14 protein-coding genes are annotated in these 17377 nt (G+C 64.2%); 1 reads left to right on the top strand and 13 read right to left on the bottom strand.

Annotation, left to right across the window (positions count from 1 at the left end):
- Nucleotides 1–68: 68 nt before the first annotated feature.
- From V8V93_RS17090 to V8V93_RS17035, 12 genes are all read right to left on the bottom strand, one after another.
- Nucleotides 69–1592: an ATP-binding protein gene (locus V8V93_RS17090; RefSeq protein WP_338667836.1), complete on the bottom strand. Its 1524-nt coding sequence runs from the start codon at nt 1590–1592 to the stop codon at nt 69–71.
- A gap of 37 nt (nt 1593–1629) precedes the next feature.
- Entirely contained in the window at nt 1630–2058 is a 429-nt protein-coding gene (locus V8V93_RS17085; RefSeq protein WP_338667835.1) for a response regulator, read from the bottom strand.
- 10 nt (nt 2059–2068) lie between these two features.
- On the bottom strand, nt 2069–2998 hold the full coding sequence (locus V8V93_RS17080; protein ID WP_338667834.1) for a sensor histidine kinase: 930 nt from the start codon (nt 2996–2998) through the stop codon (nt 2069–2071).
- A gap of 2 nt (nt 2999–3000) precedes the next feature.
- Entirely contained in the window at nt 3001–3393 is a 393-nt protein-coding gene (locus V8V93_RS17075; RefSeq protein ID WP_338667833.1) for a sigma-54-dependent transcriptional regulator, read from the bottom strand.
- A complete protein-coding gene (locus tag V8V93_RS17070; protein WP_338667832.1) occupies nt 3390–5066 on the bottom strand; it encodes a sensor histidine kinase in 1677 nt (558 codons plus the stop codon). The genes V8V93_RS17075 and V8V93_RS17070 overlap by 4 nt, the downstream gene beginning before the upstream one ends.
- A complete protein-coding gene (locus tag V8V93_RS17065; protein WP_338667831.1) occupies nt 5063–7678 on the bottom strand; it encodes a PEP/pyruvate-binding domain-containing protein in 2616 nt (871 codons plus the stop codon). Before V8V93_RS17065 ends, V8V93_RS17070 begins: the two co-directional genes overlap by 4 nt.
- A gap of 15 nt (nt 7679–7693) precedes the next feature.
- The gene (locus tag V8V93_RS17060) at nt 7694–8077 is read right to left on the bottom strand and encodes a response regulator (RefSeq protein WP_338667830.1); all 384 of its coding nucleotides are present in this window, start codon (nt 8075–8077) and stop codon (nt 7694–7696) included.
- 114 nt (nt 8078–8191) lie between these two features.
- Nucleotides 8192–8740 (bottom strand): Yip1 family protein, encoded by a 549-nt coding sequence (locus V8V93_RS17055; RefSeq protein WP_338667829.1) that lies wholly within the window; start codon nt 8738–8740, stop codon nt 8192–8194.
- Nucleotides 8741–8755: 15 nt separating this feature from the next.
- Nucleotides 8756–8902: a hypothetical protein gene (locus V8V93_RS17050; RefSeq protein WP_338667828.1), complete on the bottom strand. Its 147-nt coding sequence runs from the start codon at nt 8900–8902 to the stop codon at nt 8756–8758.
- Nucleotides 8903–8977: 75 nt separating this feature from the next.
- Nucleotides 8978–10828, bottom strand: a complete 1851-nt coding sequence (locus tag V8V93_RS17045; protein ID WP_338667827.1) for an SLC13 family permease — start codon at nt 10826–10828, stop codon at nt 8978–8980.
- A gap of 27 nt (nt 10829–10855) precedes the next feature.
- Complete coding sequence (locus V8V93_RS17040; protein ID WP_338667826.1) at nt 10856–11755, bottom strand: response regulator; 900 nt, start codon at nt 11753–11755, stop codon at nt 10856–10858.
- 20 nt (nt 11756–11775) lie between these two features.
- Complete coding sequence (locus V8V93_RS17035) at nt 11776–12210, bottom strand: response regulator (RefSeq protein ID WP_338667824.1); 435 nt, start codon at nt 12208–12210, stop codon at nt 11776–11778.
- A gap of 345 nt (nt 12211–12555) precedes the next feature.
- Here V8V93_RS17035 and V8V93_RS17030 point away from each other — a divergent pair, with 345 nt between their 5' ends.
- Entirely contained in the window at nt 12556–15651 is a 3096-nt protein-coding gene (locus V8V93_RS17030) for a hypothetical protein (RefSeq protein WP_338667823.1), read from the top strand.
- Here the strand turns inward: V8V93_RS17030 and V8V93_RS17025 are convergent.
- Complete coding sequence (locus tag V8V93_RS17025; RefSeq protein ID WP_338667822.1) at nt 15620–17296, bottom strand: sensor histidine kinase; 1677 nt, start codon at nt 17294–17296, stop codon at nt 15620–15622. The genes V8V93_RS17030 and V8V93_RS17025 overlap by 32 nt on opposite strands.
- Nucleotides 17297–17377: the final 81 nt, after the last annotated feature.

Below are 17377 nucleotides of genomic sequence, written 5' to 3'. Positions count from 1 at the left end.
TCCGCATACCGGAACCCCCGCGCCTTGCGACGCGGGGGCTCACTGCTCGGGGTGGTGAGGGGAGGGGTCTAAATTCCGTCCGTTCCTTCCCGGTCCTGGCGTTCCACATCCATGGCCGGTTGCAGGTGCAGGGTCACGGTGGTCCCCTGGCCGGGGCGGCTGGCCAGGGTCACGCTGCCACCGGCCTCCTCGATGATCTTCTTGATCAAGGGCAGGCCCAGTCCGTTGCCGTCCGCCTTGGTGGAGTAGAAGGGGTTGAAGGCGCGGTCCAGTTCGGTCTCGCTCATGCCCGTGCCCGTGTCCGAGATGCGCACGGCCACGTCGCCGCCGTCCATGGCCAGGGCGATGACGACCTCGCCGCCGCCGGGCATGGCCTCGATGGAGTTCTTGATGATGTTCACCAGGCACTGCTTCAGCGAATCGGCGTCGCCCTGCACCGAGGGCAGGTTATCCGCGGCCCGGATGACGATGTCGTACCCCTGGCGGCCGTAGCCTACGTCCATGAGTTCGGCCACGTCTCGGCACACGGCCACCAGGTCCACGGCCGAGCCGGGGCCGGGGGTGGGACGCACGAAATTGAGCATGTTGGTCAGCAGCTTGTCCAGGCGGCGGGTCTCCTCTACAATGATCTGGACCTTTTCGCGCTCCTGCTCGTCCAGCTTGGGGGAGCGCAACAGGGCATTGGCGAACCCGCCCACCGCATAGAGCGGGTTGCGGATCTCATGGGCCAGGTAGGTGGATATCTCGCCGATGATGGCGAACTTGTCCTGCTGTTGCTGATACTTTTCGCGCTGGGTCCGCTCGGTGATGTCCCGGTGCATGACCATGATGTGGGACATCTGCCCGCGCATGTCGAAAATGGGGTAGGCATAGAGCCGGTAGTACTGGAGCAGGCCGCTGCCGTTGACGCGGGTGACCATGGCCTCTTCCTTGCGGCCGGAGAGGAGCGTCTTGTGGAAGGGACAGACCGGGTCGAGCTGGCTGCAGAAGGTCGAGCCGTCGCGGAGCCGGGCGGCCTCGAAGCACGGCCTGCCCAGCAGCTCCTTGCGCGGTATGCCCGCCCGTTGCCAGACCGTGCGGTTCAGGTCCTGGATGTTCCCGCTCTTGTCCAGGAGGAAAATGTCCTCGCGGATCTCGTCGATGATGGATTGGATCAGGGAGCGCTGGTGGTCCAGGCTGGTCATGTAGTGGCCCTTGACCACGGCCATGTCGTGCAGTCCGCACAGGAAGACCAGTTCCCGGTGGTCGATCAGCGCGATGCCGGCGGGCAGATCCTGTCGCAGCCGGGCCGCGATGCCCCCGTCGCCTGTGATTTCCACCACCAGATTGATCTCCGGGTGGGCGTCGAGCATCTCCCGGTAGGTGGGGTAGATGGGGCAGGTCTCGCAGTCCTCGGGCAGGGGTTCGTTGGGGTTGGTGTCGCTGATGGCCGACAGACACATCTCGGGCAGAAATTCGCGGAAGGCCTCGTTGTAGATGATGTCGAGCAGGACCCGGAGCATGGAGCCGGTGCCCACCACACCCACGTTGAAGGGGCCGAGCGTCCCGTTCCAGTAGCAGATGCCGAGGTTCTCGTATGCGAAATCGTCCATGAGTGCCCTCCGGTCGGTTCTTCCGGCCGTACGCGGCCTAGCGCGTTCCCGATCCGTCTATCAGTTCCGATACGCCGATTTCACCATGCCGCAAGAGCTTGCGCTCCATGGCCCGCTGCACGGTCTCGAGAATTTCCGGCATGGACGCAGGCTTGAGCAGGTAGTCGAAGACCCCGTTGTGCAGCAGTTTCATGGCATCGCTGATGGAAGTGTGCCCGGTCAGGCAGACGGTCTCCACGTCGAAGCCCTGCAACTGTATTTCGTTGAAGGTTTCCGAGCCCGACAGGCCGGGCATCTTCATGTCCAGCAGGACCACGTCGAACTCGTTCGTGGCCAGCTTGTTCAGGGCGTCGAGCCCGCTCTCGGCCGAGTCCACAGTAAAGCCCTCCGCGCGCAGCAGGCGGCACAGGGACTGACGGAACCGGTCTTCGTCGTCGACCACGAGGATTCTCGCCTTGACGCTCATGATACACCTCTTATCGTTTGAGGGGAATGCGCACGGTGAAGGACGCTCCCTTGCCCGGGGTGGACTCCACATGGATGTCCCCGCCCAGTTCGTTGATGATCCGCAGGCTGACCGACAGGCCGAGCCCCGTGCCCTGGCCGGGGGCCTTGGTGGTGAAAAACGGGTTGAAGATGCGCTCCCGGTTCTCCTGGGTGATGCCCGGTCCGGTGTCCCGTATCTCAGTGCAGGCCATGCCCGCGTCGCGATAGGTGGTGATGAAGATGTCGCCGTCCCGGTCCACGGCCTGGACCGCGTTGATCAGCAGGTTCAGGAAGACCTGGCGCAGCAGCGGCGGGTCCGAGATCACGGTGGGCAGCTCCGGGTCGGGCCGCCGGTGGATGTGTATCTGCCGGGGGCCGGATTCACGCTCCACCAGTTCGAGCATGTCCTCCACCAACTGGTTGATGTCCGCCGGCTGGGACACGGGCTTGCGGTTGCGGGCCAGGTCCAGGAGCTTGTGGGTGATGTCCGAGCAGCGGGAGACCTGGGCGTAGATGACGTTCAGGCTCGTGCGGACCTCCTCCAGGACTTCGGGCAGGGTATCGGGCGTGGGCGTGGCGGCCAGGTTGTAGCGCATGAGCTCGGCCTCCTGAAGGATGATGTTCAGGGGGTTGTTGATCTCGTGGGCGATGCCCGTTGACAGTTCGCCCAGGGCCAGGACGCGCTGGGACTGGATGAGCTGGTCGCCCATCTCGGTCCGCTCGGCCGCGGCCTGGTCCAGCCAGCGGGCCGAGGCCCAGAGCAGCAGCCACATGCCGCCGGCCACGGCCAGGACCGCGGCCAGGGCCATGCTGTCGCCGGTGCGCCCGTGGAACCATGCGGCCGCGCCCACGGCCAGGCAGGATACCGGATAGGCGGAGCGGCCGAGCATGACCACCCGTCTCGCGTATGTCAGGCTCATGGTTATTTCCGCCTCTCGATGCGCAGCCTGGCATGCTCAAAGGCCGCACGGATGCGCCCGAGCAGGTTGTCGATGGAGAACGGCTTGAGGATGTAGTCGTAGGCCCCGAGGCTGATGCCCTCGATGCCCGACTGCAGGGAGCCGTGGCCGGTCAGCATGATGACCTCGGTATCGCGGAACCGCCTGCGGATCTCCTTGAGGGTGTCGATGCCGGACAGCCCCGGCATGCGCACGTCGAGGATGACCACGTCCACGGGGTGCTCGCGGAGGAAGGCCAGGGCCGCCTCGCCGTTGGTCACGGTGTCCACGTGCACGTTGCGCTTGGTCAGCCTGCGTTGAATAAGCTTCAGGAAATCGGGTTCGTCGTCGACCACAAGTACGCGGATCTGGATCATGGTTCCTCCTTGCCGCCCGGAAATTGCGGACCGGTGAAGGGCAGGCGGATGGTGAAGGTCGAGCCCTGCCCCGGCTCGCTGTTGACTTTGATGGTCCCGCCCAGCTTGCTCAGGGTGCTGTAGACGATGGAGAGCCCCAGGCCGGTCCCTTCGCCGGTGGGCTTGGTGGTGAAGAAGGGATCGAAGACCTTGGCCAGGTTCTCCCTGGAGATGCCCTCCCCGCTGTCGGCGATGCTCAGGACGACACCGTCCCCGGCGGCCCTGGTGACCACCGTGATCTCGCCGTCGCGTTCAATGGCGTCGATGGCGTTTTCCAGCAGGTTCAGGAGGACCTGCTGCAACTGGTTGGCGTCGGTGGTGATCAGCGGCAGCTCCGGATCCAGGTCGGTCTTGAGCTCGATGTTGCGGTGCCGGGTCTCGTTCTCCAGGAAAGAGGCGGTCTGGTTGGCCAGCATGTTCACGTCCACGTCCTCCTGGAGCGGCTCCATGCGCCGGGCGAAGCCGAGCATGCGGTGGGTCACGGTGCGCGCCCGCTCCACGTGGCGGTCGATGTCCGAGACGGCCTCCTGGAGTTCGTCCACAGCCGGGCCGTCACCCAGCTCGCCGTCGTTGATGATGTCGCGTATCCAGCCCGCACTTTCCCGGATGATGGACAGCGGGTTGTTGACCTCGTGGGCCACTCCGGCGGCCAGCTTGCCCAGGGAGGCCATCTTGCTCGACTGCATGACCGCCGCGTCCATGGCCGCTCGTTGGCGGTCGGACGCCCGGAGCCGGGCCACCGCCGAGGACACGGTCAGGTAGGCCCCGAGGAAGATCATCAGGGCGCAGGCCCCGAGCAGGGCGTAGATGAGCGAGCGGGTGCGCACCAGCGGGGAGAGTCCCTCCTCGGGGTTCTCCATGATGACCAGCCGCCAGTTGGTGTTGGGCAGGGGAGTGATCCCGGCGATGACCGGGACGCCGTCCTGCCGCCAGGACTGGATCTCCACGCCCTCGCCCTGCAGCTGCACGGGCAGGGCGACCCTGGTCAGGGCCTTGCCGCCGAACCGCGACGGGGTCTGGAGTACGTCCTTGTCGTTGACGATGTATGCGTCGCCCTGCTTTCCGGTGCGCACGTTGCGCACCAGCGAAGTGAACACCTCGGAGTCGATGGTCGCCCGCAGTATCCAGGTCCTGCCCGCCTCCTGCCGCTTCACCGCGATGATGAAGTGCGGAAAGTTGCGGAAGCCCATGAACACGTCGCTGATGTACAGCCCCTTGAGCATGACCTGGTGGAACCACGGCTCGTCGCGGTAGTTCACGTCCATGAGGTCAAAGGGCCCGCAGTAGGCCTCGTGGCCGCCGTTCTGGCCGATGACCCCGATGTCGAAGAACGAACTGGACGTGCCGTGGACCGCGTCGAAGACCTTGTTCAGGTAGGCCTGGTGGGACATCTCGTCGAAGGAGTGGATGTCGGCCAGCATCTGGAGCTGGACCACCCGCTCGTTCAGGAACATGGAGATGGCGTCCCGCCGGTTGGCGACCATGAGCCGCAGGTTGTCGGCCAGTTTCTCCTCGTAGGTCTGGCGGAATTCGCTGTGGATGACGTAGCCGAGCGCGAAGAGCGGGACCAGGGAGAGCCCCAGGGTGATCAGCACCAGGTACCACTTGAGCCGGGAGTACGGTGTGGAGGTCACGGCGCGCACCCCGCTTCCCGGAGCTCATCGGGCAAGCCTTCCAGCAGCTCCTCGATGTCCGCCTCGAACAGGTCGCGGTAGTGGACGACCATGCCCGGATCGGCCATGGACATGTCGATCTGCCGGGTGTGCATGAGCAGGTAGCCGAGCACGGCCATGGCCTGCTCCACTGCCTGGCGGCTGACGCCCTCCAGCCTTGCGAACAGGGCGTCCTCGCGGATCTCGGCGATGAAGCCTCGCTTTTCCAGGGTCTCGGCCACCAGGCGCGAGCGCAGGTGGCGGCGGTCCAGGCTCGCCCCGCCCCCCTTGAACTGGAACAGGGCGTAGTTCACGTTGGGGTCATCGCCCGCGAACCCCTCGATGGTGCAGAAGTGGAAGCCGAACCGGGATTGCAGGTTGCAGTACCGGCTGCCCACGATGAAGTAGTTGCGCTCGCCCATGTCGTTGCGTGCCCCGGCCTCCAGGGCCGGATTCTGGGCCGCGCTGGTCATGACGGACATGAAGCTGTCCAGGCGCGGGACCGGCGGGCCCTCCCAGGGCACGGCCATCATGCCGTACCACAGGGCGCGCATGGGGTTGGACCGGACGGACTCGATGCCGATGCTCTGGCTGGAATTTGCGGAGCCGTTCTCCTCGACCGTGGTGCCGCCGCCGATGTCCACCAGCCAGTACTGCATGGCCCGTTCTCCGGCGAGCCGGAACGCGCCCGACACCGGGCGGTTGTCCTGGGCGAACATCTCAGCCACCGCCTTCTCATGGCAGAAGCGGGTGATGTCGTGCATGGACCGGCAGCCCTCGGGCCGGAAGTCCGGGGACTCCGGATCGGTCAGGTTGAGCGGGGTGATGAACTTCAGGACCCGTTCCAGGGCGAGCCCCACGTCCGTGGTGCGCACCCTGGCCGCCGGGCGGGCCTCGCGCTGGATCATCTTCTTGCGGCGGCCCAGATAGATGGTCCCGTTGGTCCCGTTGACCGTGATCACGCCCACGCCGGAGAGCCGCTCCACCGCCCCGGGCGCACCGATGAGCGCCGGGATGGCGTATTCCCTGGCCACGTTCGCCAGATGGCCCACGGAACTGCCGAATTCAACCACCAGGGCCGCGGCCCGGGGCAGCAGAGCGGAAAGTTGCGGGCGGGCGTTGCGGGCCAGCAGGACCGCGCCGTCCGGGAAGCGGAACATGTCCTCCTCGGTCTCGACCTTGACCACGTAGCCCGCGGCCGCGCCCGGACTGGCCGGGATGCATCCGGACAGGATGGCCAGACCCCGGCTCTCTTCGTCCTGAGGCCAGGACTCGTTCCGGGGGACGGGCGCCTCCTCGCAGACGGTCAGGGGACGGCATTGCAGGATGACGATCAATCCCTCGCGGTCCTTGGCCCACTCGATGTCCTGGGGATGCCCGAAGTGTTCCTCGATGCGCAGGGCCAGGGCGGCCAGCCGTTCGACGTCGCGGTCCGAGATGGACGGGGCCAGTTCCTTGCCGCCGAAGAGCTTTTCCTTGCGGACCTTGCCGCCGGAGGTCAGGACGAAACGGATTTCCTTTTCGGCGATGTCCCGCCTTGTGACCTTGCCGGTCGCCCGGTCCACGCTGTAGGAGTCGGCCATGGAGCTGCCGTCCACCACGGCGCAGGGCAGGCCGGGCACCGCGTTGATGATGACCGCGTCCGAGCCGCCGCCCACCGGGGGCCGGGTGTAGACCACCCCGCCCGCCACGGCGTCGATCATTTCCATGCACCCGGCGGCCATGACCATCTCGTCCTCGCGCAACCCCCGGTTGCGCACGTAGGTGATGGCCGTGGCCGAGTACATGCTCGAAATGACCGCGCGGTAGGCGTCGGTCACCTGGGCGGGCTTGACCCCGAGCTTGGAGATGAACTGTCCGGCGAATCCGGTCTGCTCGGCATCCTCGCCGAGCGCGCTTGAACGCACCGCGAAGCGGATGTCGCCCAGCCGGGCGCACTGCTCTTGCACGGCCTCCTCCAGCTCGCGCGGCATGGGGGCTAGGTTGATGGCTTGGCGGATGCTCAGCGCCAGGTCGTTCAGTTCCTCCAGGGTGGTCCCGTCGTGGATCTGGATGAGCCGGTTGATCTCGTCGTCCAGGCCGGTGGCCTCCATGAACAGGTGGAAGGCCGAGGCCGTGATGGCGAAGCCGCGCGGCACCACCACCCCGAGTTCGGCCCGGATTTCGCCGAGCATGGCCACCTTGGACCCGGCCTCGGGCAGGTCGATGGCGCGCAGGTCGCGCATGCGAATGACCGACGGTCCGAGCGGACCTCTGGACGGCCCGGCAAAGGCCTGGTCCATGTCCCGGACGATTTCGTTGAATCCGTCGCGCAGGGTTTCGTATTTGCCGGGAGCCATGCGGCACAGCCGTTCGATCATCTGGCGTACGCTGGAGGCCACCATGACGCTGTAGGCCCGTATCCGGGTGATCCCGGACGACTGGCCGGAGCGGGCCGCGTCCGTCATCTCGGCCATGAGTTCCAGGGCCTTGCCGTTGGCCGAGAGAAGGAGCCGGAAGTCCTCGGACTTGTTGATGAAGTTTTCAGTCGCCTCCCGCTTTCCCTCGGGATTGCCGTGGATGAAGTGGAACAGGGTCTTGAGCGCGGTCTTCATGGCGAACCTCCGGGGCTACGGTTGGCCGCGATGGCGGGTGCGGACGGCGTCCAGCACCTTGAAATAGAGCTCGTCGGTGCCCACGGGCTTGAGCAGGAAGTCGAAGGCGCCCATGTCCATGCCCTCGATGAGCACGCTGGAGTCGGCGTGGCCGGTCAGAATGATGACCGGCAAGTCCGGGGCGATGGCCTTGATCCGCCGCAGGGTCTCGAGCCCGTTCATCCTCGGCATCATGACGTCGAGGATGACCACGTCGAACTCCGACTCGCGGACGTGGTCGATGGCCTGTTGGCCGCTGGAGGCCTCGGTGATCTCCACGTTCCGCCGTTTGAAGCGGCGCGCGTAGGCGGTCAGGAAGTCGGGTTCGTCGTCGACCAGGAGCAGGCGTATCTTCTTCATGGCGGTCCTCCCGTTTGAGGCCTCCGTCCGGAGCCGGGGGCGGGGGCATGCCCCCGGCCGGATGGGGAGGGTAAGGAATGCTTGCGCGCGTTGCCCGTTGCGCGGGGGACACTCCTATTGGAACAATTGCTTCAACTCGACGACCATGGGCGCGGCGGTCCAGAAGAAGAGGAGCAGGACCACGGCGGTCAGAACGATGAGCACGGCCGCCTTGAGTTTGCCCACCCCGGCCGTCTTGTGCAGGCCCACGCCGATGAGCACGGCGCGCACCGGCTCCATGACGATGGCCAGGCCCGGAATCCAGGAGACGACCATGACCGCGCCGCTGGCGTAGGCGTATATGTTGAAGACCCGTCCGAACGGGGTCCTGTCCCGGCCGGTCATGCTGATCAGAATGAAGGTGATGACCGCTCCGAAGGCGGGCATGAGGAGGGCGTTCAACATCATGACCACCCCCATGGCCAGGGAGTTCTCGAAGAAGTACGTCATGCTCACCGAACAGTAGAACAGAGCGGAAATCATCAGAAATATCAGTGCCCGCCTGGAGCCGGTCTCGGCCGAGACCCGTTCGAAGTGGCGCACGGGCGTGCGCATGATGTCCATCAACGTCTCGAAATATTCCCGGATCCCCATCCTGGTGCTTATTTCGCTTGTCGCTTCCATGGCCCCCTCCTCGGGTTAGAATATGTTCGTCGATTCCAAGATGCCCCAGAGCAGCATGCCCAAGGTCATCACGAACAGGATGCGCTGTTCGGTCCGCTTGCTGAAATAGGTCACGCCCTTTTCGTGGACAAAGCCTTCTTTTTCGCTGGGTTTACCAAACATTTCGGATTCCTCCTTTTTAACCGGCGGCCCGTTTTCGGTCCGGGCCGCCGGGTTGTTTACGTCAGGTCAGGGTCGTCAGAACGATGGCAGGCTTCCGAACCCGAGACCCGTCCAGTAGACCGCTGTAAGGACAACGATCATGATGTTGGCGATGAACCACATTGGGACGCCCACGCGCAGATAGTCCTTGGGCTCCAGGTAGCCGGAAGCGTAGACGATGGCGTTGGGCGGGGTCCCGATGATCAGGCAGTAGGCGAAGGAAGACGCCACTGCGGTGGCCATGGCCATGAACGGCAGGAAGGTGGTGCCGGGGTGCACGATGCTGGCCATGTTCAGGGTGATGGGACCGACCGCGGCGGCTGCCGGGCCGTCGGCCATCAGGTTGGTCAGCACGGCGGTCAGGCCGTTGGAGGTCAGCATCAGCGGGATGCCGTGGTCCATGCCCAGCGGGGCCAGTAGGTCGATGACCGACTGGGCCAGCCAGTAGGCGGCGCCGGTCTTGTCCAGGGTGCGGCCGAAGATGATCGCGCCCGCGTACAGCCAGACAACGCCCCAGTCGACCTTCTCCTGATAGTCGCGCCAGTTGACCACCCCGGCCAGCAGGTAGGCTACCGCGCCGGCGACCGCGATGACGCCGATGCCGAGACGGATGGGGTAGATGCCCATGTTGTAGAATTCCTTCTCGGTGAACCATCCGAAGACCATGACGGCGAAGATGACCATGGCCCAGATCTGGTTCTTGTTCCACTTGCCCATCTTGCTGATCTCGCCTTCCAGGTGGCGCATGGCCGGGGCCAGGGAGGTGATCCGGGGCTTGAAGAGCAGGTTGGTGGCGAACCAGGTGATCGGGATCATGATGATCACGAACGGGAAGCAGTACATGATCCACTGCGCGTACCCGATGTCCATGCCGAACATGTCGGTAAGGTAGGTCATCATGATGACGTTGCGCGCGCCGCCGGACGGGGCGCCGGGGCCGCCGATGTTGCAGGCCATGGCGATGGCGATCATCAGCATCTTGGCCAGTTCCTTGTCCTCGGGGATCTCATCGGTCAGGCTGTTCTGGTAGAGCAGCATGCCGATGGGCAGGAACATGGCGGCCAGCGCGTGGTCCGAGATGAACGCGGCCAGCGGAGAGATGACGATGAAGAAGATGAGCGTGATCCAACGGACGTTGGGCTCGGCGAGCTTCTTGAACATGAGCAGGCACATGCGCTTGTCCACCCCGGTCTTGACGAAGGCGGCGGCGAACATGAGCGAGCCCATGATGAACCAGACCGCGTCATCCCAGTACAGCCCGGCCACCTCGCTGCGCGAGACCACGCCGGTGAAGACCAGGATCAAGCCGATGCAGAAGGCCACGCCGGGCAGCGGCATGCACTCGGTCATGAAGCAGAAGACCACGAACACGACCATGGCGATAGCCACCTTGATGCTCCAGGCCCCCTTGTTGGCGCTCTTCTGGTCCTTCTTGGACAGTTCCTGGTAGTCCAGTCCCTTCATGCGCTTGTCAAAGGCGCCCTTCATGATGGTCATGTATTGGTCGGCGGGGATGTTCTCGCCCACATACGTCAGAGCGCGCTTGAAGTTGGCCGAATCCACGGGGATCTTGTACTTCTTGGCCCACTTCTCGTTGCGCTTCATCAAGCGCTCCTTGGACAGGGCGCCCATGCGCATGTTCTGTTCCATCATGCGCGCGGTCAGGACCTGCCACTGGTCGCAGTCGGAGCTGTTCTTTTGAAAGAGTTGTTGACACAGGTAGTTTGTCACGACCTTGGGGCCGACCGAATACTGCATGCCCACCGTCTTCATCCCCTGGGGGGTCGGAAGGAGGAGGATTGCAACGAAAAGTACCACCGGAATTATGAGCAGCTTCCAGTTGACGAACTTATCGTAACCGGTCGCTTTCTTCTTTGCTTGAGCCATGTTGTAACCTCGCAATCAGGCTTCGGGTTAGCTGGACGAAATAATCTTCGCGATTTCGTAGAAGAGTTCCTGTTCGCGGACGATGCCGATGTCCTTTCCTCCCTCCCGGACGAGCATGCGCCGGGCCGGAAGCGTGATCATCGTGTTGGCCACGTCCATGAGGTTGGCGTCGGCGTCGATGACCGGGATGGTGTCGGACATGATGTCGCGGACGGGATTGCCCATGATTTCCTTCACCCGCGAGGAGAACAGGCCCTGCCAGAACATGGTCGAGTATTGCAGGCTGTCCGCCATGGACGGCTTGGGCGCGGACAGGTAGCCGGGCCTGATGGCGTCGATCAGGTCGAGGGGGCTGAGCAGTCCGGCCACGGTGTTGTCCGGGTTGATGACCACCACCGAGCGATGGCCGGTGTCCATGAGCCGGTCCGTGGCCAGGAGATGGCGCATGGACTCCTCAAGGGCCTTGATGGCGTCGCGTACGGTGCTGTTCAGGGGGATTTGGGTATACTCGTCCAGGGGGATCATGATCCCCTTGGCCAGTTTCTCGACGTACGGCGCCTTGGTGGCGTACTCGAAGGCGTCCTGCACCTTGGTGCTCAGGAGGTCCACGTCGCAGGGTTTGGCCAGGTAGTCGAAGGCCCCGGTGTCGAGCGCCTTTTTGGCTCCGGGCATGTCGCCGTGGCCGGTGAGCATGATCACCGGGAGCTCCGGCAGCTTGTCCTTGATGAGTTTGAGTGTCTCGTGGCCGTCCAGGCCGCCCATTTTGACATCCAGAATGACGACGTCCGGCTTTTCAGCCAGCTTTTCCAACGCCTCTTCCCCACTGGCCGCCAGGATCGTGTCGAATCCTTTGCGGGCCAATATCTTCGCAGTGGTGGTGCGGAAGCGCTCCTCATCGTCGACCATGAGGACCTTGATTTTAACCATTACAACCTCCTTGAAGTTAGCTAGCGCAGTTCACCCTGACCGGTGGACTCAGCCATCCGGGCAGAGTGTATTTTCTTTTTTTGAAGCGTAACCTTTTCAAAGGCTTCCTCCGCCTTGCCGAGAAAGTCCTTCATGCTGACGGGTTTGATCAGATAGTCCAGGGCGCCGAGCTTGAGGCCCTCCACCGCCGTCTCCATGGTGGCATGGCCGGTGAGGATGATGACCTCGCTGAGGGGGTAGTCCTTCTTGATGTGCTGCAGCGTCTCCATGCCGTCCATTCCGGGCATCTTGATGTCGAGAAAGATGACATGCGCTTCATAGGTCGTCAGCACCTCGAGGGCGTCGGCTCCGGAAGTGGCCGTGCGCGTCTCGATGCCGAGCTTCTCGAAGAGCTTTTTCGTGGTGCTGAGCAGTCGCTCTTCATCGTCCACGAGCAGGATTTTCATCTGTTCCATGATGTCACCGTTTGGTTGATCGGTTAGTATTCCGCAAAAGCTGCCACGACTAAGCAACTCGCATGCCAAGAATAAGCAATTGATTTGTTAGAATATTTTCTTGCAAAATAGATTGCGTGACAGCTTTGCGAGATGATATTGCGCGCAAAATCGGGCCGTGGGGGCCGAGCAGGGGGATATCCGGGGCCGTGCCGGGACGGGGCGAAGGTCTACAGCCCCAAGGGATGGCTGGAAAAATTCGGCCCGAGCCCGCACATCCCACATGACGGGAGGCATGGATACTGCTAGGCTATGTTACGTTTGTGTCACGAAAAAGGTTCTTGCGACCAAGGAGCGTGGTCTTTCATGCCTTCGTTGTATTACGATAAAAATGATCATAAACTGCTTGAAATAGTAGAAGATGTGTTGAATCGGGGCGTGGACAAGGCGCAGTTCAAGACCCTGCTCGAGCCCTACTTGAAGCCGCACGGCATCAAGGAACTGGCAGCGGACAGGGGATTGCGCATCGCCTATGCCATCATGCACTTGCTCGAATCCCTGAAGTCGGACCAAGCCTCGGACAGGACCAAGGCGCTCATCGCCCTGCGGGACGAGACCCTGACCGCGGCCAAGGGGGCCATGCGCAACAACCGGGCGCGTGTACTGGTCCAGATCGGCAAGGAGCTGGTCCGGGCCAAGGGCGACCGCTGCCGGCAACTGGCCCTGGCCCACGATTTCCGCCGGGTCGCGGCCGGGAAAATCAGCTTCCTGCGCGAGCAGATGCGCCGCTACCACCTTCTGGAGATGCCCGAGGAGTGGAACCAGATCGCCTTTGACGACCGCGTGCACGACGCCAACAGCAAGGGGCGCAAGTCCGCCACCCATCTGGTCATGGACGCCTGGATCAAGGGCATCCGCTATCTGACCGTGGTCTACTACGACTGCGTGGACCTGCCCGTGGCCAGGGAGTTGCTGGCCTCGGCCGCCATCCTGGGCATCAAGGTGCGCATCGGGATCGAGTACCGGGCCATGCACCGGGGCCGGTTCGTCAAGATCGTCTGGTGCCCCGGCGGGCTGCGGGACGATCTCGACATCGAGAGCCTGTTCCGGGTGGACGCCGTGCGCGATCTCATGGAGCAGGGCAGGGAGGTGCGCGCGGCCCGCTCCGAGTATGTCCGGGCCGTGATCGAGGCCTACAACGAGCGCCACCGGCAGTCCATCCGCCAGGAGTTCGGGGTCATGCTGCCGCCCATCAAATATGAGGACATGGTCGCCGCCGTGGGCGTGGACCAGCCCTCCGTCCTGCACCTGGGCAACTACATCCACGCCCTGGCCATGCCGCTCTTCGAAGAACGGGTGGCCGCCCTGCGCCAGGGGTTCGACGAGGCCGACTACGACGCCAAGGCGGCCATCGCCATGCAGGTGGAGTCCCTGGACGCCCTGGACGTGGACACCCTGGTGGCCCGCTATCTTTCCCCGGAGGAAAACCGCGACATCCCGGACCCGGACCTGCCACGCGGCGAGGGCATGCCCGCGCTCCTCTCCCTGACCCCGGGCGAACTGACCGCCCGGCTGCGCCAGACCGCCCACTCCAGTCACCTGACCCTGATCCTGGCCGACCTCGAACTGGAGGACGCCCTGGAAATCCTGTTCCAGTGCCAGGGCCGGATCACCCACCTGGAGGTCTTCAACACCAAGCACCTCGATCCGGGCCAGACCCGGCTGCGCATGCCCTTCAGCCAGTTGCAGCAGGCCCTCAACGAGCAGAACGCGGTCAAGCTCAAGCGGCTCATCCGGGGGTGCATGGATTCCGTCCACGAGCGGGGCGGACCGGACAGCGAGGACCGGCTGCGCGTTCTGGAAGGGCTGTTGGAGCGGTTCGACAGGCTCCTCGAATTCTACCGGCGGGTGCCGCTGGGCACGAGCATCGGTTCCGGCTCCACGGGTCGGTCGACCCGGACCCACGGCATGGGCTTCGCGGTCCTGGAGACCCTGCCCCTGCGGGCCCAGCGCGAGGCCGCGCGGCTCAGGCCCGACGACCGCATTCCGGTGCAGGGCACGGCCATCCGGTCCAACGAATACGTTATGCCCCGGCAGACAAAGGGGGTCTGGAGCGGGCTGGTCCACATGGCCGCGCAGATATCCGGCCTGCGTAGGCTGGTCTGCCGGATGTGCAGCCGGTGGCGCGTGGAGGGATACACGGTGACCGCCACGGGCGGCAACGTCATCGCCCTGGGCGGCAAGCGGCATCGGGGCAACGGCCTGACCCTGTTCGAGTCCGAGGACTCCTGCAAGCGCCGTCCCTCGCCGGGGCACCTGAACACCGGGCTCAAGAACGTGCTCAAGATCCTGGCCGGGTTCATTCCCGCCTTCCTGACCTTCTACCTGACCAAGGACTGGTGGGTCCTGGCCTACCTGGGCGGAGTCATCTGGTTCTCCATCACCGGGCTGCGCAACGTCATCCAGTCCGTGCTCGGCGGCGGCGGGCTCAGGCGCTCGCCATTTCTGGCCTGGAACGATTACGTCGACTGGGAGCGCATCTCGGAATCCCTGCTCTATACGGGCTTTTCCGTGCCCCTGCTCGACTGGCTGTGCAAGTCCGTGGTCCTGGACCAGGGGTTCGGGGTGACCACCTCCACCAACCCGCTGCTGCTCTATACCATCATGGCCCTGACCAACGGGGTGTACATCTCGACCCATAATGTGGTCCGGGGGTTGCCCCGGGAGGCGGCCGCGGCCAATTTCTTCCGTAGCGTCCTGTCCATCCCCATCGCCATGCTCTTCAACTGGGCGATCCAGGGCATGCTGGTCCTGGCCGGCTCGGCCGACCCCATGGCCGTGCTGCAACTGTGGGCGGCGGTCATCTCCAAGCTGGCCTCGGACTGCGTGGCCGGGGTCATCGAAGGGTTTGCGGATCGCAGACGGAACATCGCCATGCGCCGCTGGGACTATTCCGAAAAGCTCCGCCAGGTTTTCGAGATATACTCGCGCCTGGAGATAGCCTTTCCCACCAGGGATATGCTCGGCATGCTCAACCGGCCCGCCGAGTTCATCGACTTCTCACGGAAATCGAACTTCAACCACGTGCCCGAGGTCATCGCCAACGCCCTGGACCTGCTCTACATCATGGCCTACAAGCCGCGCGCCCGGGAAGCGCTGCGCCAGGCCCTGGAGGCCATGTCCGAGGACGAGGTGGACGTGTTCCTGGCCTCGCAGCAGATTCTGCGCGAGGAACAGTCCGTGTCCATGCTCTTCGTGGACGGGTTGGTGGGGCGCAACTTCGCCAAGGGGCTGTCCTTCTACCTGACGCGCTATCCGGCCTACCTGGACGAGATCGGCAGGATGACCCGCGTGGCCCTGCTGAAAATGACGGGGGACGGGTCCGAAGCCCCGTCCCCCGATGGGGTCCCGTCCCGGGAGGAGGACGGACTTACGCACTCTTGCCGGGGATACGAACGGTGAAGGTCGTGCCTTCGCCCTTTGTGCTGGACACGGTCAGCTCCCCGCCCAGGGAGTCGATGATCGAGTGACAGACGGACAGGCCCAACCCCGTGCCCTGGCCGGGCGCCTTGGTGGTGAAAAAGGGCATGAATATCTTGGACAGGCTCTCCTGATTGATGCCGCTGCCGTTGTCGGTCACGGTGATAACCGCCCGGCTCCGGTCGTCGCGGCGGGCCACCACGTCTATGCGCCCGCCCTTTGACCCGTGCCGCTCCACGACCGCGTGGATGGCGTTGTTCAGGAGGTTGATCATGACCTGCTGCAACTGGCCCGGATCGGCCAGGACGGCCGGTATGTCCGGGGCCACCTCGCAGGTCACGTCGATGCCGTTGACCTGGGCCTTGTTCTGGACCATGGCCCCGACCTTGGGCAGGAATTCGGCCAGGTCCATATCCTCCACGTGCGGGGCGTCCTGCCGCCCGAAGCGCAGTATCTCGCGGGTAATCGCCGCGCACCGCCCGATCTGAATCTGGAACTGGTCGGCGATCTCCTTGAGTTCGTCGCAGGCCTCCCGGTTGGCGCATACGTCGGTGACGTCCTTCAGGGTCAGCTCCAGCAGGGCCAGGTCGGTCTTCATGATCTGCAACGGGTTGTTGATCTCGTGGGCGAAGCCCGCGGCCATCTCACCCAGTTCGGCCAGCCGGGCGGCCTGGAGCAACTGGCCTTCCAGCTTGCTGACCGCCTCGGCCTGGCCGCGCAGGGTCTCGGACAGGCGGCGACTGACGACGAGGGCAAGGACTACGATGACCGCCCCGCCGCAGAGCAGCACGAGGATAACCGTGTAGCCCGCCATGACGACGGTCTGGAAGGCCTCCTCCTCCTTTTGGCGGACGATGAGCCGCCACTTGCCGTCGTTGAGGCGGGCCGAGGCGAACAGGTAGTCCTCGCCGCCGTCCGAGCCTGTGAAGGAAACAAGGTTTTCGTTCTGGGCCGGGTAGGGATAGCCGTCGCGTTCGAGCAGGGCGCCGCCGGACCGCCGGTTGGTCTGGAACAGCCCCTTCCGATTGATGATGTACGCCTCGCCGGTGTCGCCGATGCCCGGCGCGTTGACCATGTTGCCGAAGACGGTCGGGTTGACCGTGGCCCGTAGCGTCCAGACCTGGCCGGCGATGCGCCGGGTCACGGCGATGACGAAGTGGGGCACCTTGCGGTAGCCGAGATACACGTCGCTGATGAAATAGCCGTTTTGCAGAGCCTCCCTGTACCAGTCCGCGTCCCGGTAGTCCTTGCCGGCCAGGCCGAAGGGCCCCGCATAGGCCGCGTGCCTGCCCTGCGGGTCGATGAGCCCCATGTCCTGGAAGACCTGGCCGCCGGAGTGCAGCCAGGCCGTCACCTCCGCCTGGGCCCTGGGGCCGCGCAGGGCGTCCTCGGGCAGCAGGGTTAGAAACGACTCCAGATCACTGCGCCGCTCATGGAGGAATTCGTCGATCAGCGCGGTCCGGTCCACGGCGGCCTGGCGGATGGAGGAAACGGCGAACCGCTTGGACGCCCCGGCAAAGGAGTAGAACCCGATGGCTGCCGATATGAGCAGGGGGATCGCCGGGATGACGATCATAGTGACGAGGAGGAGCCTGTGAATCCCGCAAAGGGTCTTTTGCTTGGCCATGGTTTCTCTGCCTGATTTTTTTGCAAGATGTCTTTTAAATAATTATTTATTACAAATAGTTAAAAAATCGCGCAAAATTCA

The organism is Pseudodesulfovibrio sp. 5S69 (genome assembly GCF_037094465.1).
In the GTDB taxonomy this organism is placed as follows: domain Bacteria; phylum Desulfobacterota; class Desulfovibrionia; order Desulfovibrionales; family Desulfovibrionaceae; genus Pseudodesulfovibrio; species Pseudodesulfovibrio methanolicus.
Note: the sequence above shows the minus strand (reverse complement) of the source record. Positions and strands in the feature narration are given on the sequence as shown.